The sequence below is a fragment of the Kitasatospora sp. NPDC006697 genome (assembly GCF_042869935.1).
Lineage (GTDB): Bacteria > Actinomycetota > Actinomycetes > Streptomycetales > Streptomycetaceae > Kitasatospora.
Genome location: NZ_JBIAGU010000005.1, coordinates 229,357 through 250,695 on the forward strand (window position 1 = coordinate 229,357; position 21,339 = coordinate 250,695).

The window sequence follows — 21,339 nt, forward strand, 5'->3', positions numbered from 1 at the left end:
CGACTGATCGGCGCGGCTCGCCCGGCCCGCCGGTGCCGTGCGGCATGCTGGACGGGTGCCGGAGCTGCCAGAAGTCGAGGCGCTGAGCGCCTACCTCACCGAACACCTGGTCGGCCGGGAGATCGCCCGGATCCACCCGGTGGCGATCAACGTGCTGAAGACCTACGCGCCGCCGCTGGACGCGCTGCACGGCCGCACCGTGGAGGCCGTCGGACGGCGCGGCAAGTTCCTGGTGGTCACCGCCGGCGACCTGCACCTCGTCTTCCACCTGGCCCGGGCCGGCTGGCTGCGCTGGCAGGCCGGTCTGCCCGCCGAACCGCCCCGCCCCGGCAAGGGCCCGCTCGCCCTGCGGGTCCGGCTGGCCGGCGACCCCGCCGAGGGCTTCGACCTCACCGAGGCCGGCACCCAGAAGCGCCTCGCCGTCTACTGCGTCGCCGACCCCGCGGAGGTCCCCGGCATCGCCCGGCTCGGCCCCGACCCGCTCGACCCCGGCTTCACCGTGCAGCGGCTGCACGAGCTGCTGGCCGGCGAGCGCCGCCAGCTCAAAGGCGTGCTGCGGGACCAGAGCGTGCTGGCCGGCATCGGCAACGCCTACTCCGACGAGATCCTGCACGCGGCCAGGATGTCCCCCTTCAAGCTCGCCGCCAAGCTCACCGGACCGGAGACCGACACCCTGTACGCGGCGATCGGCGACACCCTGCGCGAGGCCGTGGAACGCTCCCGGGGCGTGGCCGCGGGCGAACTGAAGGCCGAGAAGAAGACCGGCCTGCGGGTGCACGGCCGCACCGGTCAGCCCTGCCCGGTCTGCGGGGACACCATCCGCGAGGTCTCCTTCGCCGACTCCTCGCTGCAGTACTGCCCGACCTGCCAGACCGGCGGCAAGCCGCTGGCCGACCGCAGGCTCTCCCGCCTGCTGAAATGAGCCGGCGGGGTCTGGCCGCGCGGCCCCGGCTGTGGCAGCCTCCTGCGTGCCCGTCCCCGCACCCTCCGGAGTCACCCGATGACCCTCGCCACCGCGCCCAGCCACGCCAGCGGACCCACCGACCCGCCGCTGCTCACCGACACCATCGGCGCCAACCTGCTGCGCGCCGTCGCCGGCTTCGGCGAGCGCGAGGTGCTGGTGGACGTCCCCAGCGGCCGCCGCTGGACCTACCGGCAGTTCGGCGCCGACACCGCGGTGCTCGCCCTCGGCCTGCACGCCCTCGGGGTGCGCAAGGGCGACCGGGTCGGCATCTGGGCGCCCAACTGCCCCGAGTGGATGCTGCTGCAGTACGCCACCGCCCGGATCGGCGCCGTGCTGGTCAACATCAACCCCGGCTACCGCACCCACGAACTGAGCTACGTGCTGCGCCAGTCGGGGGCCCGGACGGTGGTCGCGACGCCGTCCTTCAAGACCTCCGACTACGCCGGCATGCTGGCCGAGGCCCGCCCCGACTGCCCGGCGCTGCGCGACGTGCTGCTGATCGGCGAGGAGTCCTGGGAGCGGCTGTTCACCGACGGGCGGGCCGGCGACCCCGCCGAACTGGCCGCCATCGAGGCCGGGCTCGACGCCGACGAGCCGATCAACATCCAGTACACCTCCGGCACCACCGGCTTCCCCAAGGGCGCCACCCTCTCGCACCGCAACATCCTCAACAACGGCTACTTCGTCGCCGAGCTCTGCGGCTACACCGAGGCCGACCGGATCTGCGTACCCGTCCCCTTCTACCACTGCTTCGGCATGGTGCTGGGCAACCTGGCCGCCACCTCGCACGGCGCCTGCGTGGTCATCCCCGCCCCCGCCTTCGAACCCGCCGCCACCCTGGCCGCCGTCGCCGCCGAGCGCTGCACCTCGCTCTACGGCGTGCCCACCATGTTCATCGCCGAGCTCAACCACCCCGGCTTCGCCGACCACGACCTCAGCACGCTGCGCACCGGCATCATGGCCGGCTCGCCCTGCCCCGCCGAGGTGATGAAGCAGGTCATCGAGAAGATGAACATGCGCGAGGTCTCGATCTGCTACGGCATGACCGAGACCTCCCCGGTCTCCACCCAGACCCGGGCCGGCGACACCTTCGAGCAGCGGATCAGCACCGTCGGCCGGGTCGGCCCGCACCTGGAGGTCAAGGTGGTCGACCCCGCCACCGGCAGCACCGTCGAGCGCGGCACCCCCGGAGAGCTCTGCACCCGCGGCTACTCGGTGATGCTCGGCTACTGGGACGAGCCGGCGAAGACCGCCGAGGCCGTCGACGCCGACGGCTGGATGCACACCGGCGACCTCGCCGTGATGGACCCGGACGGCTTCCTCGCCATCACCGGCCGGATCAAGGACATGGTGATCCGCGGCGGCGAGAACATCTACCCCCGGGAGATCGAGGAGTTCCTGCTCACCCACCCCGACGTGCTGGACGCCCAGGTGATCGGCGTGCCGGACGAGAAGTACGGCGAGGAGCTGATGGCCTGGATCCGGCTGCGCGCCGGCGCCGCCCCGCTCACCGCCGAGGCCCTGCGCGCCTTCTGCACCGGCAGGCTCGCGCACTACAAGATCCCGCGCTACGTGCACCTGGTGGACGGCTTCCCGATGACCGTCACCGGCAAGGTGCGCAAGGTGGAGATGCGGGAGGAGGCGGTCCGGCTGCTGGGCGCCTAGCCCTCGTCGGGCTTGGCCAGCTTCTGCGCCACGGCCGGCGGCACCGGCTCGTGGCGCAGCGGGGTGCGGGTGAAGGACCCGGTGCCGTGGGTCAGCGCCCGCAGGTCGACCGCGTACCGGGTCAGCTCCAGCTCGGGCACCTCCGCCCGCAGCAGGCTGCGGCCCGGTCCGGCCGGCTCCGCGCCCAGCACCCGGCCGCGCCGCGCCGACAGGTCGCCGAAGACCGCGCCCTGGAACTCGTCCGCCACCAGCACCGCCACCGAGGCCACCGGCTCCAGCAGCCGCAGCGGGGCCTGCGCCGCCGCGTCCCGCAGCGCCAGCGCCGCCGCCGACTGGAAGGCCGCGTCCGAGGAGTCCACCGAGTGGGCCTTGCCGTCCACCAGCGTCACCCGCAGGTCCACCAGCGGCCGCCCGCCGGCCACCCCGCGCTCCAGCTGTGCCCGCACCCCCTTCTCCACCGAGGGCACGAAGTGCTTCGGCACCGCCCCGCCCACCACCCGGTCCACGAACTCGAAGCCGCCGCCCTCCGGCAGCGGCTCCACCAGCAGCTCGCAGATCGCGTACTGGCCGTGCCCGCCGGACTGCTTCACCAGCCGCCCGTGCCCGGTGGCCGCGGCGCCGAAGGTCTCCCGCAGCGCCACCCGGTACGGCACCTGCGCCACCCGCACGCCGTGCTGCTCCGCCAACTGCTCCAGCACCACGGCCGCGTGCGCCTCGCCGGTGCACCAGAGCACCAGCTGCCCGGTGGCCGGGTCCTGCTCCAGCCGCACCGTCGGATCCTGGGCGGTCAGCCGGGCCAGGCCCTGGGAGAGCTTGTCCTCGTCGCTGCGGCTCTGCGCCTCCACGGCCACCGGGAGCAGCGGCTCGGGCAGCGGCCAGGGCGCGAGGGGCGGCGGGGCGGCCGGCTCGGCGGCATCGGTGAGGGTGTCCGCGACCCGGGCCTCCGTCAGCTTGCCGATGCAGACCAGGTCGCCCGCCACCGCCCGGTCCACCAGCCGCTGCTGCTTGCCGAACGGGCTGGTCAGGCCGGTGGCCTTGGTCTCGGCGGGCTCGGCGCCGTCCGCGCCCGCCAGCCGGAGCGGCTGGTCCGGGTGGAGCGTGCCGGAGAAGACCCGGACCAGGCTCAGCCGGCCGACGTACGGGTCGCCGGTGTTCTGGATCACCTGGGCGGCGAGCGGTGCCGAGGCGTCGCCGGCCGTGCCGGGCGGCAGGCCCTCCGGGCCCGGACGGTCCGGCGGGGTTGGGAAGGCGGAGACGATCAGGTCCAGCAGGTCCACCGCGCCGGTGCCGTCCTCGGTGAGCGGCAGCACCGGGTGGATCGCGTCGTGCAGCACCGCGCCGCGCAGGCCGCGGGTCAGCGCGTCCGGCGCCAGCTCCTCGCCGCCGAGGTAGCGCTCCAGCAGCTCGTCGTCCTCGCCCGCGATGGCCTCCACCAGGCGCTCCCGGGCCGGTCCGGTGGCCGGCGGCCGGCCGGCCTCGCCGTGGGTCTCGCCGGAGATCAGCTCGACCGTGCCGCGCATCCGGCCGTCGCTGCGCACCGGGAGGTCCAGCGGCTGCACCGCGTCGGTCCGGCCCTCGCCGAAGGCCGCCTGGCAGACCGTCAGCACCTCGTCGAAGTCGGCCCGGGCCGCGTCCATGTGGGTGACCGCGATGACCCGGGGCAGCCCGGCCGCCGCGCACTCCTGCCAGAGCGCCAGCACCGGCCCGGAGACCGGGTCGGTGGCGGAGACCACGAAGACGGCGGCGTCCGCGGCCCGCAGCCCCGCCCGCAACTCGCCCAGGAAGTCGGCATGTCCGGGCGGGTCGAGCAGGTTGATCTTGACGCCCTGCCACTCGACGGGGACCAGGGAGAGCCGGACGGAGTGCTGGCGGCGCTGCTCGATCTCCTCGTGGTCGGAGACCGTGCTGCCGTCGGCGACCCTGCCCGCCCGGGTCACCGCACCGGCCGCCAGCGCCAGCGACTCCACCAGCGTGGTCTTGCCCGAGCCGCTCACTCCGACCAGCACCACGTTGCGCAGGTCCTGCGGTCCCGACACGGCCGGCGCCTGCGCGGCGGCTCCCGAGTGGGCGGCGGCACGCTCGGACATGGCGGATCTCCTCGGGCACGGGGGCGGTCTCCGGTTTCGAGCTTGGCACCGGGGGAGCTGACGGGCCATCGGGGTGCGGCGTCCGGGGCGGGGGTGGGGGTGGGAGTGGGGGTGGGGCGCTCGGTTGCGGGCCCCGGCCGGTTGCCCTGCTACTCAGCCGCCCTGGCCGCCGCCGTCCTGGTCAGCACCGCCGTCGTGACCAGCGCGAGCGCCGTGGCGGCGATCAGCGCCCACCAGGCGTGCTGGAAGGCCGTGCGGGCCTGGTCGGCCGTGCGCGGGGTGCCGAGCAGGCTGACCACCACGGCGACGCCGACCACCGCGCCGACCTGACGGCCCATCGTGGTGACGGCCGAGCCGGTGGCGAAGCGGGTCGGCGGGAGTGCGGCGGCGGCCGTGCCGAGCAGGGTCGGCAGGGTCAGGCCCACCCCCGCGCCGGTGAGCAGCATGCCCGGCAGCAGGCCGGCGGCGTAGTCCGGGGCGGTGCCGATCGCCGCCACCCACCAGCCGAGGCCGGCGCCGAAGGCCAGCAGCCCGAGCGCCGCCAGCCGGCCCGCGCCGAGGCGGCGCAGCAGCGGGGCGGCGGCCAGGGTGATCGGCGGCACCAGCAGCGGTCCGGGGGCGACGGCCAGCCCGGTGCGCAGCGCCGAGTAGCCCCAGACCTGCTGGCACCAGAGCACGGAGGTGAGCAGCATCCCCGCGAAGGCGACCGAGAAGAGCAGCGCGGTGGCGTTGGCGGCCGCGAAGACCGGCACCCGGAGCAGCGGCAGCTCCACCACCGGGGCCGGGTGGCGGGCGGAGCGCAGCAGGAAGCCGGCGGTGAGCAGGGCGGCACCGGCCAGGCAGCCCAGCACCCGGGCGGAGCCCCAGCCCCAGCCGTCGGACTTGACCAGGCCGACGGCGAGCAGGCCGATCGCGGCGGTGAGCAGCAGCGCGCCGGCGAGGTCGGGCCAGGGCTCCCCGGCGTCCGCGGTCCTGACGGTGCGCCGGGGCAGCACGCGCAGGCCGGCCAGCAGGCCGGCGGCGCCGATCGGCACGTTGACCAGGAAGACCCAGCGCCAGTCGGCCTCCACCAGCAGTCCGCCGACCACCGGGCCGAGCCCGGCCGCGATCCCGCCGATCGAGGCCCAGGCCCGCACGGCACCGGCGCGCCGCTCGGGGGCGGTGGAGTCCAGCAGGAGGGCGAGCGAGGTGGGCATCAGCAGAGCGGCCCCCGCCGCTTGCAGCACCCGGGCGGCGACCAGCCAGCCCACGCCCGGGGCGAGCGCGCAGAGCGCGGAGGCGGCGGTGAACAGTGCCAGCCCGAGCAGGAACCCGGTGCGGTGCCCGATCCGGTCGGCCACCCGCCCGGCCGGCACCAGCAGCGCGGCGAAGACGATCGCGTAGCCGTTCAGCACCCAGGAGAGGGCGGACAGCGTACTGCCGTGGAAGTGCTGGTTCATCGCCGGGAGCGCGACGTTGACGATGAAGAGGTCGAGGTTGGCGACGAAGACGGCGGTGGCGACGACCAGGAACACCGCACGACCGGGCGGGCGCCCAGCTGATGAGTTTGGATTTCCAACTGTCTGCATGAGGCTGCACCGTAGCGGGGGCGGGTTTGACATCGCAACCCTGTGGGTCGCGGGTGGAGTAGGGGGTTGATTCACTCCATTTGGTGATTGCGTGGTTGCTCAGCGTGGCGTCATCATGGTGTCGGCCGTATACGCAGCAGGACTGATCGGTGCTCAGGGGCACGGACGGGGGCAGCTGATGAGCGGGACTCGGGCACGCCGGGCTTGCGGGCCGCGGGCCGACGGGCTGCGCGAGCGGCGCGCCGGAGCCGCCGGGCGCCAGCACCGCGGCCACCGCGCCGCCGTCCGCGAGAGACCCGCGGCGGCCGGGCGCGCCGGGGCGGGCGGGTAACCGGTGGAGGGCGGCTGGATCGGCCGCGGCATCCTGGCCCACCCGGTCGGCTGGCGCCTGCGCCGGGACGTCCGGCTCGCGCTGGACGATGCGCACGGTGTGCCCGTCCTGCTGCACGCCGAGGGCGTGCTGCGGCTCAACGCCACCGCCGCCGCCGTCCTGCGGCTCTGCGACGGCACCCGGGGGGCGGGCGAGATCGCGGCGCTGCTGGAGGCTGAGTTCTTCGAGGTGACGGCGGAACAGGTCCTGGGCTTCCTCGCGGGGGTGGCGGAGCAGGGGCTGATCGAGGCGGTCTGCCTGGGCGAGCGGGGCCGGAGCAGCGGCCTGGGCGGCGAGTGCGGGCGGTCGGCGGGGGAGGGCGCCGCTCTAGAGTAGGGCGAACAGCGGCGGACAACCGGGCGCCGCTGCCGCTGAATTGAGGTGGACGCATGCTCCGCACCCGTCCCTGGAGGCCGGCGGCAGCCGCCGGTCTGGCCGTCGCGTGTGTGCTGGTGGCGGCGGGGTGCGCCGGGCGGAGCAGTACCGCTTCGGTGGCGGGCCCTGCACTTCCGCCGGCCCCGTCCAGTGCCGCAGCGGTGAGCCCTGCGCTCTCGCCGGCGCCGTCCGGCTTCGCACCGGTGAGCCCAACGCTGCCGCCCGTCCCACCCGGCTCGTCCACCCCACCCGCCCCACCCGCCCCGTCCGGCTCCGGCCCGGCTGACCAGGAGCGGCTGGACGTGGCGGCGGGCCGGGTCTCGGCTCTCGGGCGCTCCCACCAGGACGCTTTCACCGGCCTGGTCGTCGACACCCGGAATGCTCGCCTGGTCGTCTACCGCAAGCCCGGCACCGACTTCGACAGCGCCCTCGCCCGCCTCGCCCCGGGCGTTCCCATCGACCTGCGGGACGCGCCGCGTTCGATCGGTGAGCTGGCGGCCACCCGTGGACAGGTGGAGGCGCTCATGGGGAAGACGACCGGCTACACCTTCGTGACCGTTGGCGACGGGTCGGAGCTGAGCTTCGGTCAGGGCGTGGTGGAAGTCGGGGTCGCCGGCGACCTGGCCCAGGCCAAGCGGGACTTGGGGGCCCGTTTCGGAGACCGCGTCACCGTCTCCGCCGCCGAGATCCCGGTGGGGTGAGGCTCGGCCCTCAGCCGGCCGCGCCGGGCTGGTGCCCCTCCCCGCCCCGGTGCGGAGGCCGGACCACGGCCGTGCCGCCCGCCAGGTCGATGCCCGTGCGGGGCGGTGCCCCGTCCTGCTCGTCGTCGCGCAGGACGAGCTCCACCTGACGCTGTTCCAGCTGGATCCGCTTGCCCGGGTAGAGCAGGGCGTGCAGCTCCTCGGTGGCGCCGGCGGCGGCGCCGCGGGACTGCCCGTTCGCCGGGCGGTCGGTCGATGTCGAGCGGGATCGGAGCAGCACCCGGCGGGCGACCGCCGTGACGAAGAAGAGCACGGTGACGATCGCCGGTACCAGCAGGCTCCCGGCACCACCCAAGAGCGTGTTCATGACCTCCACAACGTATGGGCGGTGTGCAGGAATTCCCGTGCTGGGGGCGCCACCTGGGGGAATGATGGGCCGTCAGTCCCCGGCACGGTGACGGCATGACCGAGCGGTGGCCGTCTTCTCGCACCACCCGCGCGAGGCCGTGACCGCCAAGGCGACCGGACCCGCGGCGTCCGCCTCCGGCTCAGCCGAGATGACGGAGCGTGAACTCCGGCCGCGCGTACGGTCCGGCCTGCGGGGCGGTCGGGTCGGTCGGCAGCTCTGCTCCCGGAACGTCGGCCGAGTGGACTTCCGCGTCATCCACCGGCACGTAGTCCAGGACGTCCCGGTCCGGCAGCTCCCAGAACCGGCGGGTGTTGGCCGAGACCGCGTACGCCGTGGCGAACCCGGGGCGCGCGGGCGCGGTGAGCGCCGCGCGGACGAAGCCGACGGCGTCCCGAGGGCTCAGCCAGGTGGCCAGGTCGCGCGGCTCGACCGGCGCGGGCGCGAAGGTGCCGATCCGCAGGCAGAGCACCGAGAGGCCGAACTTGTCCGCGTAGAGGCTGCCCAGCGCCTCCAGCGCGGCCTTGCTGACGCCGTACAGCCCGTCCGGCCGCACCGGCTCCCGCGGGCTGGTGAGGTGCCCGGCCGGGTAGAAGCCCGCCGCCCGGTTGCTGCTCGCCAGCACCACCCGGCCGATCCCGAGCCGCCGTGCGGCCTCCAGCACGTGGTGCGTCCCGAGCACATTGGCCGTCAGCAGCGCGGCCAGCGGCGCCTCGTCCGGGATGCCGCCGAGGTGCAGCACCGCATCGGCGCCGGCGAGCGCGGCTTCGACGGCCGCCGGGTCCGAAAGGTCGGCCGGGCGGACTTCCTCGTTCGGCGCCTCGGCGCGGAGCGGAACGCGGTCGGTGAGCAGCAGGAGTTCCGCCTCCGACCGCAGGGCCCGCCGGACCGCCGTACCGATCGTCCCCGCCGCGCCCGTGATCGCGATGCGTCCCAGAACCATGCCGATCAGCATACGGTCGGGACCGCTACTCGCCCGGGCTCCCGGCCCGGCGGCGCCGCCGCGCCCACTGGCCGCGGGCGGCCTCCCAGCGCAGCTTCGCCTCGGCGATCACCTTGTGCCACTCCTGGCGCACCTCGTCGTCGGCCGGCCGCTCGCCCCGGGCGATCCGCTCCAGCTCGTCGCCCACCTCGCGCCCGGTGGCCGCGGCGGCGACCAGCACCAGCATCATGCCGAAGAGCGCCGAGAGCATCGCGAAGACCGCGCCGATCGCGCCGTAGCGGTCGGCGGAGGTGCTGAACAGGTGCGGCAGGTAGACGGTGGTCGCGACGGAGTAGGCGGCCTCCGCGATCGCCGCGACGGCCGCGAACGGCGCCAGGCCCCGCCAGGTGGTGCGCTTGGCGCTGAGGATCCGTCCGCTCCAGAGCAGGAAGAGCCCGGTGAGCGGCGCCTGCACCCCCGCGGCGAGCACGCCCAGCGGGCCGCCGCCGAGCACGGCGAAGACCCAGCTGCCGAGCGCGAGGTAGATGATCAGGGCGATCGCCCAGAGCAGCCCGTTGAGCGTGTTGCGCACGCTGAGCGGCGGCAGCTCCCAGGCCTGCTCGAAGAGCCGCTGCACGGCGCGCGAGAAGCTGAGCACCGAGACGAGCAGGAACACCCCGCCGAAGATGCTCGCCCCGGCGCCGGTGTCGCTGCTGGGCGAGAAGACGTAGCTGACCGCCTGCGCCCCGCCGCCGGTGAGGTGGTAGCGGTCGATGATCCGCTGCGCGGTGTCGGGGTAGCCGATGTGCTTCAGCAGGATGCCGGAGAGGATCGACAGCGGCACCACGGCGGAGAGCGCGCTCGAGGCCAGCGCCATCGACCGGTCGAAGCCGACCAGCCGCTGGAACCGGTTGACCACCCGCAGGGCGAAGACCGGCCGCAGCCAGAAGGTGAGCGCCCTGACGGCGCGCTCTCGATTGGTGCCTACGTCCCAGCCCTCCCAGCCCGCGCCCGCCCCGCACACCAGGGTCCGGCGCTGGTGAGCATAGGCGGGCGGGGGCGGCTCCGTCCGGCTGCGGCTGTCCGACGGCGTGTTGTCCCGTGCTGTGGGGATGTCGGCTAGGCCGGTCGGCTCAGCTCGTCCGCCAGCGCCTCCTGGTACCCCGGGGTGGTGATCGGGCGCCGGGCCAGGAACTCCTCGGGCAGGTCGAAGGCGTCCACCAGGCAGCGGGCGTGTCCGGCGAGGGCCGCGAGGGATCGTTCCTGCAGCGCCGGCAGGTCCGCCAGCTGGTGCGCCGTCAGCCGCCCGCCGGCCAGCAGCGCGAGGCCGTGCGCCTCGATCCGGCGCAGCGTGAAGAGCTGGTGCAGGTCGAGCAGCAGGGCGCGGGCGAGCGGGTCGGTCGCGGCCGTGCACCAGCCGTGCAGGGCGGCCGCGGCGTCGTGCTCGGCGCGGGCCCGGACGGCCGTCAGGGCGTCGGGTGCCGCGGCGTTCCAGCGGCGCAGGCCGTCGCCGGCCGGTGAGCCGCGCAGCAGGGCGCGGGCCCGGTCCAGGTGGTGGTCGCCCGCGGCGCGCAGCAGGGCCTGGCGGCTCAACGGGTCGGTGAGGTCGACGACGGTCGGCTCATCCGACGATCCGTTCGGTGTCAGCAGCAGTTCGGCGGCGGCCTTCGCCCAGAGCGCCAGGTTGTCGCCCTCGGCGGTGATGGCGCCCTCGACGTCCGCGGCCAGGGCGGTCAGCCCGTTGACCGGCAGCAGTCCCTGCGCGCCGCAGCGCTCGCGGCACTCGGTGATCACGTCGCGGGACTGCCAGGTGATCCAGCCCTTGGCGATGGCGACCTGGCGCTCGGCCTCGGCGGTTCCGGCGGGATCCGCCGGGTCGTGGCCGGTCCAGCGGTCGACGGTGACGCGGTGCAAAGCGGTCATCGCGTAGCCGGTGGCCAGCGCGGCGAGTAGCGGGCCGTGGTGGGTGCGGTGGGACCAGACCGGGATCCGTCGGTCGGCCCGGCCGCCGCTGATCAAGCGGTGCAGCGAGTAGCGGACGGCGGTCGCCAGCGCCGTCCGGGCGCCGCCGAGGGCGCTGGCGCTCATGCAGAGCTTGCCGGTGGTGACCCGGCCGATCGCGGCGAGGAACCGCTTCCGCTTGCTGCCGAGGGTGCTGCTCAGCGTGCCGTCCGCGGCGAGGCGGCCGTGCGGGCCGGCCAGCAGGGCCTCGCGCGGCAGGACGACCCGGTCGAAGGAGGTGAGGCAGTGGTCCACCGGGCTGCCCGGGCGCTGCGGCAGCGGACGGACGGTGACCCCGGGCAGCGGGCCGTCGGCGCCGGTGAGCGGGGTGAGGAAGAGGAAGACGCCCTGGTCCTCGCCGTCCACCAGCAGGCGGGCGGCGACCACGGCCGACTTGGGACCGCCGGCCGGGCCGGTGTTGGGCATGAACTTGCGGGCGCCCGGGCCGGGCGTGTGCAGGGTGAAGGTGCGGGTGGCCCGGTGGTACTCGGCGGTGGTCTCCAAGGCGGCCGCGTCGTTGCCGTGGCCGACCTCGGTGCAGAGGAAGGTGCCGATCCGGTCCATCCGGAGGTACGGGTCCAGGGGGCGGGCCGGGTCCGGGTCGTGGTCGAGCAGGCTGCCGAGGAAGAGGTTGTAGTGGATGCCCGCGAGCACGGTGAGCGCGCCGTCGAGCGGGGCGGTCCACTCGTGCAGGGCGGCCAGGCGGCGGGGATCGGCGGCGAGGGCGGCCGGGGCGGGGGTGACCGCGTTGATCCGGCGCAGGCGGTCGTAGGAGGCGGCGATCTGGTCGGCGGGGGCGTCCTCGGGGGCGCGGTGCATGGCGGGGTCGGTGGTGAGGGCGCGCCAGGGGGCGTGGGTGCGGTCGCGGTCGGAGCCGAAGAGGAGGGTGGTGAGGTGGGTGGTGGCGGTGCTGCCGGGGCGGGGTGTGGGGGTGTCGGGGAGTCGCAGCGGGGCTCGAGTCGTCGGAATCGTTGTCATGTATCGATTAATTGACGATCCGTCAGTCCGGTTACGGGTCTGTGGCTCACATCACAGCGGGTAGTCGTTCGTGTTCCCGCCAGCCCCGAACACCGAGCACCGAGCACCCGTCACCCGCAGGCGCGTACCCGCGCAGGCCGCCCTCGGAGCCCGCCGCCACCGGCCCGGAGCAAGTCCCCACGCACGCTCACTCTATGATCACGAACCATGGCTGCTCCTGAACCCACCATCCTCGCCACGTCCGGCGGGCACCGGCCCGGTGCCCGCACCCCGGTGGAGTTCGACGCCTTGGTCCACCATGCCGTCGACCTCTCCGGCGCCCACGGCCGCCGCCCCCGGGTGATGTACGTCGGCACGGCAATCGGCGACGCCGAGTTCTTCACCGGCCGGATGACCGAGGCCGCCCGGGTCGCCGGCTTCGACCTGACGCCGCTGCACCTCTTCCCGATGCCCAACCTGGCGGACATCGAGGGCACCGTGCTGGAACAGGACGTCGTCTGGGTGATGGGCGGCTCGGTCGCCAACCTGCTGGCCGTCTGGCGCGTCCACGGCGTCGACGCGATCATGCGCCGCGCCTGGGAGGCCGGCGTGGTCCTCAGCGGCGTCAGCGCGGGCTCGATCTGCTGGTTCCAGGGCGGCACGACGGACTCCTTCGGCCGCGAACTCCGCCCGATCACCAATGCGTTGGGCCTCCTTCCGTACGGCAACGGCGTCCACTACGACGTCGACCCCGGCCGCCGCCCCCTGGTCCACCAACTGGTCGCCGACGGCACCCTGCCCACCACCCACTGCACGGACGACGGCGTGGGGCTGGTCTACCGAGGCACGGAGCTGGTGGAGGTCGTCGCGGAGACGGAGGGCAAGGCGGCCTACGTGGTCGAGCGGGAGGGCGAGAAGGCGGTCGAGCACCGGTTGGAGCCGCGGCTGCTGCCGAAGCCGTGAGCCCGGGCGGTACTGTCCGCATAATCGCAGCTACCGACGGGACTTGGCGGTGCTACGCTCCGCTCCGCACGATCGCGGTGGTCCGTTCGGTAGGGGGTTGACGTGGAGCGTGTTCCCTTTGTGGTCGGCGGTCTCGCGGTAGCAGCGCTGGGGATGCTCCTGGTGCTCGACTACCGCGGAGTCAGTACCCGGTTCAAGGCTTCGGCGGATGCCGCGCGGCAGCGGAACCGGGTCCTCAGGCACCTCGGGCCGTCCGGGAGCATGCGGGGTGTGGGAGCGGTGGTGGTCTTCATGGGGCTCTTCCTTGCGTGTGCGGCCGTGTTCGGTGAGTGGCACCAGTCCGGTTGAGGTGTCTGGGCTTGCCCGCCCGTGCGCCCGGGAGTCCGGGCGGGCGAGTCAGTTGGTGACGCGGCCGCCGGAGATGTCGAGGGTGAGGCCGGTGAGGTAGGAGGCGGCGTCGGAGGCGAGGAAGAGGGCGGCTTCGGTGACGTCCGCGGGGAGGCCGAGGCGGCGCAGGGGGTGGATGGCGGCGACCTGGTCCTGGACGGCCGGGGGCATGTTGGCGCGGACCTTCTCGGTGAGGATGGAGGTCGGGGCGAGGCAGTTGATCCGGATGCCCTGGGGGCCGAGTTCGGTGGCGAGGTGGCGGGTCAGCATCACGATGCCCGCGTTGGCGACCGCGTAGGCGAGGTTGGCCTGGCCGGGCTGGCGGCCGGCCGTGGAGGACATGGTGATGATGCTCCCCGAGCCGCGCTCGACCATGCCGGGGAGGACGGCCTGGATGCTGAGGAAGGCCGAGGTCAGGTCCGCGTCCAGGACCTCGCGCCAGCGCTGCTCGGTCAGTTCGGTGGACCTCACCGGGTAGCCCTGGCCGCCGGCGAAGGCGCAGAGCACGTCGACCGGGCCGAGCTGGAACTCGACGGCGTCCCGGGCGGAGGCCACCGCGGCGGCGTCGGTGACGTCGGCGGTCAGGGCGAGGGCGGTGCCGCCGGATTCGGTGATCCCCGCGACGACGTCCGCCAGTGCGGCGGTGTCCCGGCCGACCACGCCGACCTTGGCGCCCTGCGCGGCGAAGGCCCGGGCGGTGTCGGCGCCGATGCCGCGTGAACCGCCGGTGACGAGGACGGTCTTGGCGGCGAGGCTGGGGTGGAGGGTGGTGCTGGTCATGGTGGGGCTCCTAAGCGCTGTCGGCGTTGTCCGAGGGGTCAGGTGGTGCGGGGGCGGGTGGCCGGCAGCAGGGCCGCGGCGAAGAGCAGCCAGATCAGGCCGCCGAACCGCACCACCGGCAGCAGGTAGGCGAAGCCGCTGACCAGCAGGCCCAGCAGTCCGAGCATTCCGGCGGCGGCGATCACCAGGCCGGGCCAGCAGACGGCTCGCGGCAGCAGCCGGGCCTTCAGCGCGGAGACGGAGACCCCGGCGGCGAAGACCGCGAATCCGGCCGCGAAGGCCGGGCCGCCGGCGGCGAACGAGATGTCGGCGAGCGCCCGGGCCAGCGCTGTCGGCGAGTCGGCCGGCAGGCGGCTGCCCGCCCAGGCGGCGGTGGCGCTGATGCCGAGCGCGCCGGCGCCCAGCACCCCGCCGACCAGGGTGATCGCCGACCCGGGCGCGGTGATGCCGAGCGCGCGCAGCCGCCGGTAGAACACCGCCGCGCAGAGCGCGAGCGGCACCGCGGAGGAGAGCAGCAGGAAGGCGCCGAACCGCGCCGTCCCGCCGTGCTGTTGCGCGTACTGCAGGACGGCGGCGCCCGAGGCCTCCGGATGCGGGGTGGAGCGGTTGACCACGGCGTAGGCGATGGTCACGACGGCGACCGCGATCGCCGGGGCGAGCAGCGGCGGTCCGGACTGCGGACGGCGCGCGGGCTTGGGGACGGGGGCGGCGATGGGGGTCGGGGGCGGGGTGGTGGTGGTCATGGCGGGCCTCTCGGTTTCTCCCGGAGTAGCGGTATACACAAGATAATGATTACACAATGGAACGATTGTCAAGCGGCTATCATGTCCCCATGACTACGAACCCCGGGGCCGCCGGCCGCCCCCCGGCCCAGGGCGGCGCGGCCTTCCTGCTGGCCCAGCTCGGCGCCCACGCGGCCGAGCGCTTCGCCGAGCGGATCGCCGTCCTCGACCTCACCCCCGCCCAGGCCGGCCTGCTGCGCACCCTGGCCCGCGCCCCCGGCCGCAGTCAGCGCGAACTCGCCGACGACCTCGGCATGCCGCCCAGCCGCTTCGTCCCGTTCGCCGACGGCCTCGAGCAGCGCGGCCTGATCGAACGCCGCCGCAACGCGGAGGACCGCCGCCTCTACGCCCTCCACCTCACCGACCAGGGCACGGCGCTGCTGGGGGAGTTGGCGAAGGTGGCGATGGAGCACGAGCGGCAGATGTGCGAGTCGCTGTCGGGGGAGGAGCGCGAGCAGTTCATCGCCCTGCTGCGGCGGGTCGCGGACGCGCAGGGCCTGGTGCCCGGCGTGCACCCGGGGTTCCGCACGGTGCGGGGGAAGTGACGGGCGGCGGCGGAGCCGGTGAGCGGCCGGGCGGTGCGGTGCTGTAGGTGCGTCATGTCGTCGACCGGTTCCGGCTGTTGCCTCGGGACGCATGGGGCGGCCCGGTCCGGGCAGGCGAGGCGGGACGGGACGGGCGGCGGCGCGGCGATGGGCTTGCCGTGCGGGAGGTGAGCGTACGGTGGTCGGCATGCTGCTGGAGGTGGACTCGGGCGGTCGCCGCCTTCGGATCCGTGATCTCGATCCGGCGGACGAAGCCGGTGTGCTCGAGCTGTTCGAGGCCTGCGAGGACTGGTTCGGGTACGCGCACGGGCAGCCGGCCATGCCGGGTGATGTGCAGAGCCTCTACTACGGACTGCCCGAGGGGGCGGAGTTCGAGAACAAGGCCATCCTGGTGCTGGAGGCCGGGGGGCGGATCGTCGGTCTCGTCGACGCGGTCCGGGAGTACCCCGAGCGTGGTGCGTGTTCGGTCGGGATGTTCCTGATCCACCCCGACTGCCGTCGGCGTGGCGTGGGGCGGGCCGTGGCCTCGGCACTCATCGACTCCCTGACGGCGGAGGGCTGCACCGAGGTCGTCGCGTCGGTCGCGGAGGGGTGGCGGCCGGGAGCACAGTTCCTCGGTGGGCTCGGCTTCGTGCTGGAGGCACCGGGGGAGGCGGCGCACGGCAACCGGAACCTCGGGCCCGGTGAGCGGGCGACTGTGCGGGCGCGGCTGAGGATCTGCTAGCAGCCCCTGAAGGCACCCCGTCGCACCGCCGCTCGACGCCGTGGCGATCCCGCCCGCCGCCCGCCGGGAGGCGCTGGGCGCGACCGCGGCCGGCGCGCAGCTGCGCGAGCGGATCGCGCACTGGCACCGCTGGGGCACGAGCACCACCGCGCACCCGCTGGACGCCGCCGCTCTGGCCATCGCCGGGCCGGCAGCGGGTCGGGCACGACCAGCGCACAGTGCGATGGATGATGGTCGCATGAGTGATGATCAGATAGTCGCCAGGGCTCGTCGGATGTGGGTCGAGCTCCTGGGCGGCGCAGCCCGCTTCAGTGATGGCGAGGTGACCCCCGTCCTCGCCCAGGGCGCGGCGCTCGCGCCCTGGGGGTGGGCCGGGGTGGTGGAGGTCGCCGGGTCCGTGATCGCGAGCGCGCCCGATGAGCGGGTGGCGCGGATGGTGCGGGAGGGGCTGGCGAAGGCGGGGGTGGCGGAGCTGGGGGCGGTCTTCCCGGAGGCGCGGGTGCTCGGGCCGGTGGCGTTGGCGTACCTGGACGAGGCAGAGTTCCGGCCGGTGGCGGCGGGGGAGTGGGCGGTGGAGCAACTGCCCGGGAGCGATCCGGCGTTGCGGCGGCTGGAGGAGGCGGCCGGGGAGGACGACACCCAGGAGGCCGGGCTGTTCGAGATCGGCTCGCCGGCCTTCGTGGTGCGGGTGGACGGCGAGGTGGTGGCCGCCGCCGGGTACCAGGTGTGGGCGGGGCGGGGCGCGCACCTGAGCGTGCTGACCGCGCCCGCGTGGCGCGGGCGCGGTCTGGTGCGGGTGACGGGGACGGCGGCCACCGCGCACGCGCTCGGTGCGGGGCTGTTGCCGCAGTGGCGGGCGCGGGTGCCCGCCTCGCGGCGGGCGGCGGTGGCGCTGGGGTACCGGGAGATCGGCAGCCAGCTGGCGATCGACCTCGGGTGAGCCTCAGCTGAGCAGGGCGTTCACGGTGCCGTAGGGGAGGGCCTCGGCGATCGGGGCGAAGGTGCCGGTGTGCTGGATGGTGCGGGCGGCGTTGACGGTGGAGGTGAGGGCGAGCCGGGAGAGGCCCGAGCCCAGGCTGATCCGGCGGGCGCCCAGCTCGGTGAGCTGGTCGACCGTCAGCTCCAGCAGCGGACCGGCGACCAGGACGTTGACCGGCTGGGAGACGGCCGAGCAGACGGCGCGCACGGACTCGGCGTCCGGCAGGCCGGGGGCGAACAGGACGTCGGCGCCCGCCGCCTCGAAGGCCTGGAGGCGGCGGATGGTGTCGTCCAGGTCGGGCTTGCCGTAGAGGAAGTTCTCCGCGCGGGCGGTGACCGTGAACGGGAAGTCGAGTTCGCGCGCGGCCAGCACGGCGGCGCGGACCCGGGCGACGGCCTCCGCGAACGGGTGCAGCGGCTCGTCCGGGTCGCCCGTCGCGTCCTCGATCGAGCCGCCGACCACGCCGCTCGCGGCCGCCAGCCGGATGGTCTCGGCGACCTGCTCCGGGTCCTCGCCGTAGCCGCTCTCCAGGTCGGCGGAGACCGGCAGGTGGGAGGCGGCGACCAGGGCGCGGGCGTTGGCCAGTGCCTCGTCGCGGGTGACCAGGTTGGCGCCGTCGCCCCGGCCCAGGCTGAACGCCAGGCCGCCGCTGGTGGTGGCCAGGGCGGCGAAGCCCAGGCCGGTGAGCAGCCGGGCGGTGCCGGCGTCCCAGGCGTTGGGGATGACGAAGGCGCCCGGACCGGCGTGCAGTTCTCGGAAGGCGAGTGCGCGGCGCTGCTGGTCCTCGGTGGTCGTCGGCGACACTGCGGGTCCTCTCGTCGGGTGGGTCGAAGGTGTCGGTGCGGGGTGGCGCGGGTTCAGCTCGGCCTGCGCGGGCCCGGCAGGTGCAGGTAGGCGGCCCGGCCGGTGCGGCGGGCCTCGGCGACGGCCTCCACCAGCGCCAGCCGGACCGGGCTCAGCACGGTGCGCCACTCGGTGAGCGGGCGGACGGCGAACTCGGTGTGCTCGGCCGGGTCCAGCACCAGGCCGGCCAGCTGCTCGGCGCTGAGCGCGCCGCCGTCGAAGACCACGCCGACCCGGAACGGCCACTCGCCCGCGGCGGGCAGGAAGAGCAGCGCCAGCAGCGGCGCGGCCGGCTCGGCGGGCAGCACCAGGCCGGTCTCCTCCAGCACCTCGCGCCGGGCGCAGTGCCACGGCTCGCTGTCGAACTCCAGGTTGCCGCCCGCCAGTTGCCAGACCTCGGGGTCGTAGACCGACTTCAGCAGCAGCGGGTTGCCCTCGGTGTCGGTGAAGTGGACCAGGCCGAACAGGATTCCGTGCGGCAGGGTGCGCAGGTGGTCGGCGAGCGGGAGTTGGGCCATCGCGGAGCTCTCCTGGAGGACTGGTGCGGGCGGGGTCAGTCGTCGCAGTGGTCGCCGTCCAGGTAGACCCAGGCGCCCTCGTGGCGCAGGAAGCGGCTGTTCTCGTGCAGGCTGCCCGGCACGCCGTGCTCGCGGTAGTGGGCGCGGAACTCCACCGTGCCGGCGGTGTGGAACGGGCCGCCCTCGGTGCTGCCGATGATCTCCAGCCGCTCCCAGCTCAGTGCGGGCGCCAGGTCCAGCTCGGCGGGGCGGGTGTCGGGGTGCCAGCTGCGCAGCAGGTAGGCGGTGTCCCGGACGGCGAAGGCGCTGTAGCGCGAGCGCATCAGCTGCTCGGCGGTGGCGGCGGGGGCGAGTCCGCGGTGCAGCCGGCCGCAGCAGTCGGCGTAGGCGGCGGGCAGGCCGCAGGGGCAGTCCTGCGGGAGGACGGGCGCGGCGGGGCGCTTGGCAGGGCGGGCGGTGCGTCGGGACATGGGTCCATTGTGACGGCTCGTCGGGCCGTGGACGCACCGTTCGCCCCGCCGAGCGCGTCAGGACAGGTGGAGCTGCTGGCCCGGGTAGATCAGGTTCGGGTTGTCGCCGACCACGCCGGCGTTCTGCTGGTAGAACTGCTGCCAGCCGTCCAGGTGGTGGGCGTAGGCGATGCCGGAGAGGGTGTCGCCGCCGACCACGGTGTACTCGCCGCCGGGGGCGGCCGTGGGGGCGGCCGCGAGCGAGGCGGGCACCACCGGCACCACGGGCATGACCGGAGTGACGGGCGTCGCGACCGGCGCAGGCGTGCCCGCGGGGGCGCCCGGCGCGCTGGTGGCCGGGGCGGAGACGGGCGCCGACTGCCCGGGAGCGGGGGCGGTGCTCGCCTGCGCGGGCGCCTGGGTGGGCGCGGCCGAAGCCGAGGGCGCGGGTGCGGCCGGAGGCGTCGAGGTGGCCGCGGGCGCGGGCTGCGCGGGCGCGGCGGTGGAGCTCCCGGCGGTGGGCGTGGGCGCGGCGGTCGGGTCCGCCGACGGCGCCGCGGTGGGCGTGGCGGCAGGAGCCGGCGCGGCCGTCCCCGGATCGCCCGGCGCGGGCGTCGGCGCGGCGGTGGGCGTGGCGGTGGCCGCAGCCGTAGGCGCCGCGCTCGGCTGGCCGCCCTGCCCGCCCTGGTCACCCTGACCCGTCAGCCCCGCGGCCGTCGCGCAGGACGGCCAGGCGCTCGGCCCCTCGTCGGCGAACACCGCGCCCGCCACCGTGATCTGCTGCGCCTTGGTGGCGTGCGAGGGCTCCGCGCCGAACAGGTCGCCGCCGTGCGCGTCCCACTGGCGCTGGGTCAGGTGCAGCCCGCCGTAGTAGCCGTCGCCGGTGTCCATGGTCCAGTTGCCGCCGGTCTCGCACTGGGCGAGCGCGTCCCAGTCGGGAGCCTGGGCGGCGTGCGCGCCGGTGGCCGCGAGCAGCGGCAGCGCCAGCCCGGCGCCCACCACGGTGGCGGTGGCGACGGCGCGTTCGGCCTGGGTCGGGCGGCGGTGCCGGCCCGGTCCGGTGAAGACCATGAAGATGTCCCTCTCCGCACGCCTGCGAGGTGAGCTGTCGGGTTCGGGCCGGTGAGGTTGGCCCGGCCGGCCGCAGCGGAATACCCCTGCGCCCGGCTTCACCCCTAGCCGTGCGGGACGGCGGTGGAGAACCTGGGTCCCCCGTCCCTGCCCTGACGAGTCGTGGTGTCGGGAGCCGCGGACGTGGTGGGCAGGGTTCGGCGTGCCGCGTCCGGTGCCCGCGTGAGCGGGCCTGGCAGGGAGACTAGACGGATCATCATCTCGATAACAACCCCGCATCGCACACATCACATGAGAATCACGTATGTGGGGACGCTGTCCCGACGGGGTGGACGGAAGGTGCGGTCGTGGGTCGCGCGCCGGGTGGGGTTGTCGTGCCGTCAACGTGAATAAGTTGTCCGGCCAACTATACAAATTGGCACACTTAAGGTCCTTTTATGGCAAGGGAGATCCCAGGGTATCCGCTATTCCGAAAGGGCTCCCCGTTGTGCGTACAATCAGCGCGTGAGTGCCTCCACCGACACCACCGGCCACGCCATCGCGCGGGTGGCCCGCCTGCACCGGGCCGCCGCCGAGCGGATGCTGCGCCGTTCCGGCCTGCACGCCGGGCAGGAGCTGCTGATGATGGCGCTCTGGGAGCGCGGGGCGCTGCCGCAGGGCGAGTTGATCGAGCTGCTGGGGCTGGACGCCTCGACGGTGACCCGGATGGTGCAGCGGCTGGAGCAGGCCGGGTTCGTCCGGCGCAGCCGCAGCGCACTGGACCGGCGGGCGGTGATCGTGGAGCCGACGGCGGCGGCGCGGGCGCTGCGCGAGCAGGTCGGCGGGATCTGGCGGGACCTGGAGCAGCTGACGGTGGCCGGGCTGGACTCCGGGGAGCGCGCCGAGCTGGTCCGGCTGCTGGCCGCCGTGGAGCGCAACCTCAGCGCGTAGCGGGTCGGAGCGGAGGCCTGGACCGGGAGGGGGACCCGGTCCAGGCGGCTCGGGCCGGCCGACGCGAGGCCGGACGCGAGGCCGGACGCGGGGCCGGACGCGAGGCCGGACGCGGGGCCGGACGCGAGGTCGGAGGCGTCGGGCCGGGTGGTCCGCTCAAGCGGGGGTCTGCTGCGCACGGGACGTCCTCTGGTACTGGGCGGCGGGTCCGCAGGTCTGGCGGTGAAGAGCCTGCCAGGCGCGCCCGCGTTTAGCAACCGTCATGGATCAGCCGCCGCACCCCGTTCATTTCAGCCGATATGACTGCGCCGGATGGCTGGCGCTCCGCCGCCGCTCCCGCGCGCACCGCCCG

At 74.9% G+C, this 21,339-nt stretch carries 21 protein-coding genes and 1 riboswitch; of the genes, 9 read left to right on the plus strand and 12 right to left on the minus strand.

The window, feature by feature from the left end; translation table 11 throughout:
* The first annotated feature begins 55 nt into the window (after window positions 1–55).
* The gene (locus ACFYNO_RS09885; RefSeq protein WP_388008213.1) at window positions 56–922 is read left to right on the plus strand and encodes an Fpg/Nei family DNA glycosylase; all 867 of its coding nucleotides are present in this window, start codon (window positions 56–58) and stop codon (window positions 920–922) included.
* A gap of 78 nt (window positions 923–1,000) precedes the next feature.
* Window positions 1,001–2,629: an AMP-binding protein gene (locus ACFYNO_RS09890; protein ID WP_388008216.1), complete on the plus strand. Its 1,629-nt coding sequence runs from the start codon at window positions 1,001–1,003 to the stop codon at window positions 2,627–2,629.
* On the opposite strand, the gene ACFYNO_RS09895 is transcribed toward ACFYNO_RS09890, so the two are convergent.
* Window positions 2,626–4,716 carry an elongation factor G-like protein EF-G2 gene (locus ACFYNO_RS09895; RefSeq protein WP_388008219.1) on the minus strand — a complete coding sequence of 697 codons (2,091 nt, stop codon included), beginning with the start codon at window positions 4,714–4,716 and terminating at the stop codon, window positions 2,626–2,628. The two genes, ACFYNO_RS09890 and ACFYNO_RS09895, sit on opposite strands and share 4 nt — an antisense overlap.
* A 149-nt stretch (window positions 4,717–4,865) precedes the next feature.
* Window positions 4,866–6,230: an MFS transporter gene (locus ACFYNO_RS09900; RefSeq protein WP_388008222.1), complete on the minus strand. Its 1,365-nt coding sequence runs from the start codon at window positions 6,228–6,230 to the stop codon at window positions 4,866–4,868.
* 388 nt (window positions 6,231–6,618) lie between these two features.
* On the opposite strand from ACFYNO_RS09900, the gene pqqD reads away from it, so the two are divergent.
* Together pqqD and ACFYNO_RS09910 are read left to right on the plus strand one after the other, a co-directional pair.
* Window positions 6,619–6,990: a pyrroloquinoline quinone biosynthesis peptide chaperone PqqD gene (pqqD, locus tag ACFYNO_RS09905; RefSeq protein ID WP_388008225.1), complete on the plus strand. Its 372-nt coding sequence runs from the start codon at window positions 6,619–6,621 to the stop codon at window positions 6,988–6,990.
* Window positions 6,991–7,331: 341 nt separating this feature from the next.
* The gene (locus ACFYNO_RS09910) at window positions 7,332–7,730 is read left to right on the plus strand and encodes a hypothetical protein (RefSeq protein ID WP_388008228.1); all 399 of its coding nucleotides are present in this window, start codon (window positions 7,332–7,334) and stop codon (window positions 7,728–7,730) included.
* Window positions 7,731–7,740: 10 nt separating this feature from the next.
* On the opposite strand, the gene ACFYNO_RS09915 is transcribed toward ACFYNO_RS09910, so the two are convergent.
* The 4 genes from ACFYNO_RS09915 to ACFYNO_RS09930 form a co-directional block, all read right to left on the minus strand.
* Window positions 7,741–8,097, minus strand: coding sequence for a DUF6191 domain-containing protein (locus ACFYNO_RS09915; protein ID WP_388008231.1), 357 nt, complete (start codon window positions 8,095–8,097; stop codon window positions 7,741–7,743).
* A 181-nt stretch (window positions 8,098–8,278) separates the two neighbouring features.
* The gene (locus tag ACFYNO_RS09920; protein ID WP_388008234.1) at window positions 8,279–9,079 is read right to left on the minus strand and encodes an NAD-dependent epimerase/dehydratase family protein; all 801 of its coding nucleotides are present in this window, start codon (window positions 9,077–9,079) and stop codon (window positions 8,279–8,281) included.
* A gap of 25 nt (window positions 9,080–9,104) precedes the next feature.
* Window positions 9,105–10,082, minus strand: a complete 978-nt coding sequence (locus ACFYNO_RS09925) for a hypothetical protein (RefSeq protein ID WP_388008237.1) — start codon at window positions 10,080–10,082, stop codon at window positions 9,105–9,107.
* Between the two features lie 95 nt (window positions 10,083–10,177).
* Window positions 10,178–12,037 (minus strand): acyl-CoA dehydrogenase, encoded by a 1,860-nt coding sequence (locus ACFYNO_RS09930; protein ID WP_388008240.1) that lies wholly within the window; start codon window positions 12,035–12,037, stop codon window positions 10,178–10,180.
* A gap of 207 nt (window positions 12,038–12,244) precedes the next feature.
* On the opposite strand from ACFYNO_RS09930, the gene ACFYNO_RS09935 reads away from it, so the two are divergent.
* Window positions 12,245–12,979 (plus strand): Type 1 glutamine amidotransferase-like domain-containing protein, encoded by a 735-nt coding sequence (locus ACFYNO_RS09935; RefSeq protein WP_388008243.1) that lies wholly within the window; start codon window positions 12,245–12,247, stop codon window positions 12,977–12,979.
* A gap of 396 nt (window positions 12,980–13,375) precedes the next feature.
* On the opposite strand, the gene ACFYNO_RS09940 is transcribed toward ACFYNO_RS09935, so the two are convergent.
* Window positions 13,376–14,146: an SDR family NAD(P)-dependent oxidoreductase gene (locus ACFYNO_RS09940; RefSeq protein WP_388008246.1), complete on the minus strand. Its 771-nt coding sequence runs from the start codon at window positions 14,144–14,146 to the stop codon at window positions 13,376–13,378.
* A gap of 38 nt (window positions 14,147–14,184) precedes the next feature.
* On the minus strand, window positions 14,185–14,889 hold the full coding sequence (locus ACFYNO_RS09945) for a DUF4386 domain-containing protein (RefSeq protein WP_388008249.1): 705 nt from the start codon (window positions 14,887–14,889) through the stop codon (window positions 14,185–14,187).
* An 89-nt stretch (window positions 14,890–14,978) separates the two neighbouring features.
* Between ACFYNO_RS09945 and ACFYNO_RS09950 the strand changes: the two genes are divergently transcribed.
* From ACFYNO_RS09950 to ACFYNO_RS09960, 3 genes are all read left to right on the plus strand, one after another.
* Window positions 14,979–15,473 carry a MarR family winged helix-turn-helix transcriptional regulator gene (locus ACFYNO_RS09950; RefSeq protein ID WP_388008252.1) on the plus strand — a complete coding sequence of 165 codons (495 nt, stop codon included), beginning with the start codon at window positions 14,979–14,981 and terminating at the stop codon, window positions 15,471–15,473.
* 187 nt (window positions 15,474–15,660) lie between these two features.
* Window positions 15,661–16,197, plus strand: coding sequence for a GNAT family N-acetyltransferase (locus tag ACFYNO_RS09955; protein WP_388008255.1), 537 nt, complete (start codon window positions 15,661–15,663; stop codon window positions 16,195–16,197).
* Between the two features lie 40 nt (window positions 16,198–16,237).
* The gene (locus ACFYNO_RS09960; protein ID WP_388008258.1) at window positions 16,238–17,137 is read left to right on the plus strand and encodes a GNAT family N-acetyltransferase; all 900 of its coding nucleotides are present in this window, start codon (window positions 16,238–16,240) and stop codon (window positions 17,135–17,137) included.
* Window positions 17,138–17,140: 3 nt separating this feature from the next.
* On the opposite strand, the gene ACFYNO_RS09965 is transcribed toward ACFYNO_RS09960, so the two are convergent.
* The 4 genes from ACFYNO_RS09965 to ACFYNO_RS09980 are packed head-to-tail and all read right to left on the minus strand — an operon-like array spanning window position 17,141 to window position 20,057.
* Complete coding sequence (locus tag ACFYNO_RS09965) at window positions 17,141–17,980, minus strand: isocitrate lyase/phosphoenolpyruvate mutase family protein (RefSeq protein ID WP_388008261.1); 840 nt, start codon at window positions 17,978–17,980, stop codon at window positions 17,141–17,143.
* Window positions 17,981–18,033: 53 nt separating this feature from the next.
* A complete protein-coding gene (locus ACFYNO_RS09970; RefSeq protein ID WP_388008264.1) occupies window positions 18,034–18,537 on the minus strand; it encodes an NUDIX domain-containing protein in 504 nt (167 codons plus the stop codon).
* Between the two features lie 35 nt (window positions 18,538–18,572).
* Window positions 18,573–19,007 (minus strand): YchJ family protein, encoded by a 435-nt coding sequence (locus ACFYNO_RS09975; RefSeq protein ID WP_388008267.1) that lies wholly within the window; start codon window positions 19,005–19,007, stop codon window positions 18,573–18,575.
* Between the two features lie 57 nt (window positions 19,008–19,064).
* Window positions 19,065–20,057, minus strand: a complete 993-nt coding sequence (locus ACFYNO_RS09980) for a transglycosylase family protein (protein WP_388008270.1) — start codon at window positions 20,055–20,057, stop codon at window positions 19,065–19,067.
* A 5-nt stretch (window positions 20,058–20,062) separates the two neighbouring features.
* A riboswitch (cyclic di-AMP (ydaO/yuaA leader) is annotated at window positions 20,063–20,225 on the minus strand.
* A 336-nt stretch (window positions 20,226–20,561) separates the two neighbouring features.
* Between ACFYNO_RS09980 and ACFYNO_RS09985 the strand changes: the two genes are divergently transcribed.
* Complete coding sequence (locus ACFYNO_RS09985; RefSeq protein ID WP_388008273.1) at window positions 20,562–20,987, plus strand: MarR family winged helix-turn-helix transcriptional regulator; 426 nt, start codon at window positions 20,562–20,564, stop codon at window positions 20,985–20,987.
* Window positions 20,988–21,339 lie beyond the last annotated feature (352 nt).

Excerpts from the sequence above, each read along its gene's own strand:
- ACFYNO_RS09890 (WP_388008216.1), top strand. The coding sequence starts at position 1,001 with ATGACCCTCGCCACCGCGCCCAGCCACGCCAGCGGACCCACCGACCCG.
- ACFYNO_RS09895 (WP_388008219.1), bottom strand. The coding sequence starts at position 4,716 with ATGTCCGAGCGTGCCGCCGCCCACTCGGGAGCCGCCGCGCAGGCGCCG.
- ACFYNO_RS09915 (WP_388008231.1), bottom strand. The coding sequence starts at position 8,097 with ATGAACACGCTCTTGGGTGGTGCCGGGAGCCTGCTGGTACCGGCGATC.
- ACFYNO_RS09920 (WP_388008234.1), bottom strand. The coding sequence starts at position 9,079 with ATGGTTCTGGGACGCATCGCGATCACGGGCGCGGCGGGGACGATCGGT.
- ACFYNO_RS09930 (WP_388008240.1), bottom strand. The coding sequence starts at position 12,037 with ATGACAACGATTCCGACGACTCGAGCCCCGCTGCGACTCCCCGACACC.
- ACFYNO_RS09935 (WP_388008243.1), top strand. The coding sequence starts at position 12,245 with ATGGCTGCTCCTGAACCCACCATCCTCGCCACGTCCGGCGGGCACCGG.
- ACFYNO_RS09940 (WP_388008246.1), bottom strand. The coding sequence starts at position 14,146 with ATGACCAGCACCACCCTCCACCCCAGCCTCGCCGCCAAGACCGTCCTC.
- ACFYNO_RS09945 (WP_388008249.1), bottom strand. The coding sequence starts at position 14,889 with ATGACCACCACCACCCCGCCCCCGACCCCCATCGCCGCCCCCGTCCCC.
- ACFYNO_RS09950 (WP_388008252.1), top strand. The coding sequence starts at position 14,979 with ATGACTACGAACCCCGGGGCCGCCGGCCGCCCCCCGGCCCAGGGCGGC.
- ACFYNO_RS09955 (WP_388008255.1), top strand. The coding sequence starts at position 15,661 with ATGCTGCTGGAGGTGGACTCGGGCGGTCGCCGCCTTCGGATCCGTGAT.
- ACFYNO_RS09970 (WP_388008264.1), bottom strand. The coding sequence starts at position 18,537 with ATGGCCCAACTCCCGCTCGCCGACCACCTGCGCACCCTGCCGCACGGA.
- ACFYNO_RS09975 (WP_388008267.1), bottom strand. The coding sequence starts at position 19,007 with ATGTCCCGACGCACCGCCCGCCCTGCCAAGCGCCCCGCCGCGCCCGTC.
- ACFYNO_RS09980 (WP_388008270.1), bottom strand. The coding sequence starts at position 20,057 with ATGGTCTTCACCGGACCGGGCCGGCACCGCCGCCCGACCCAGGCCGAA.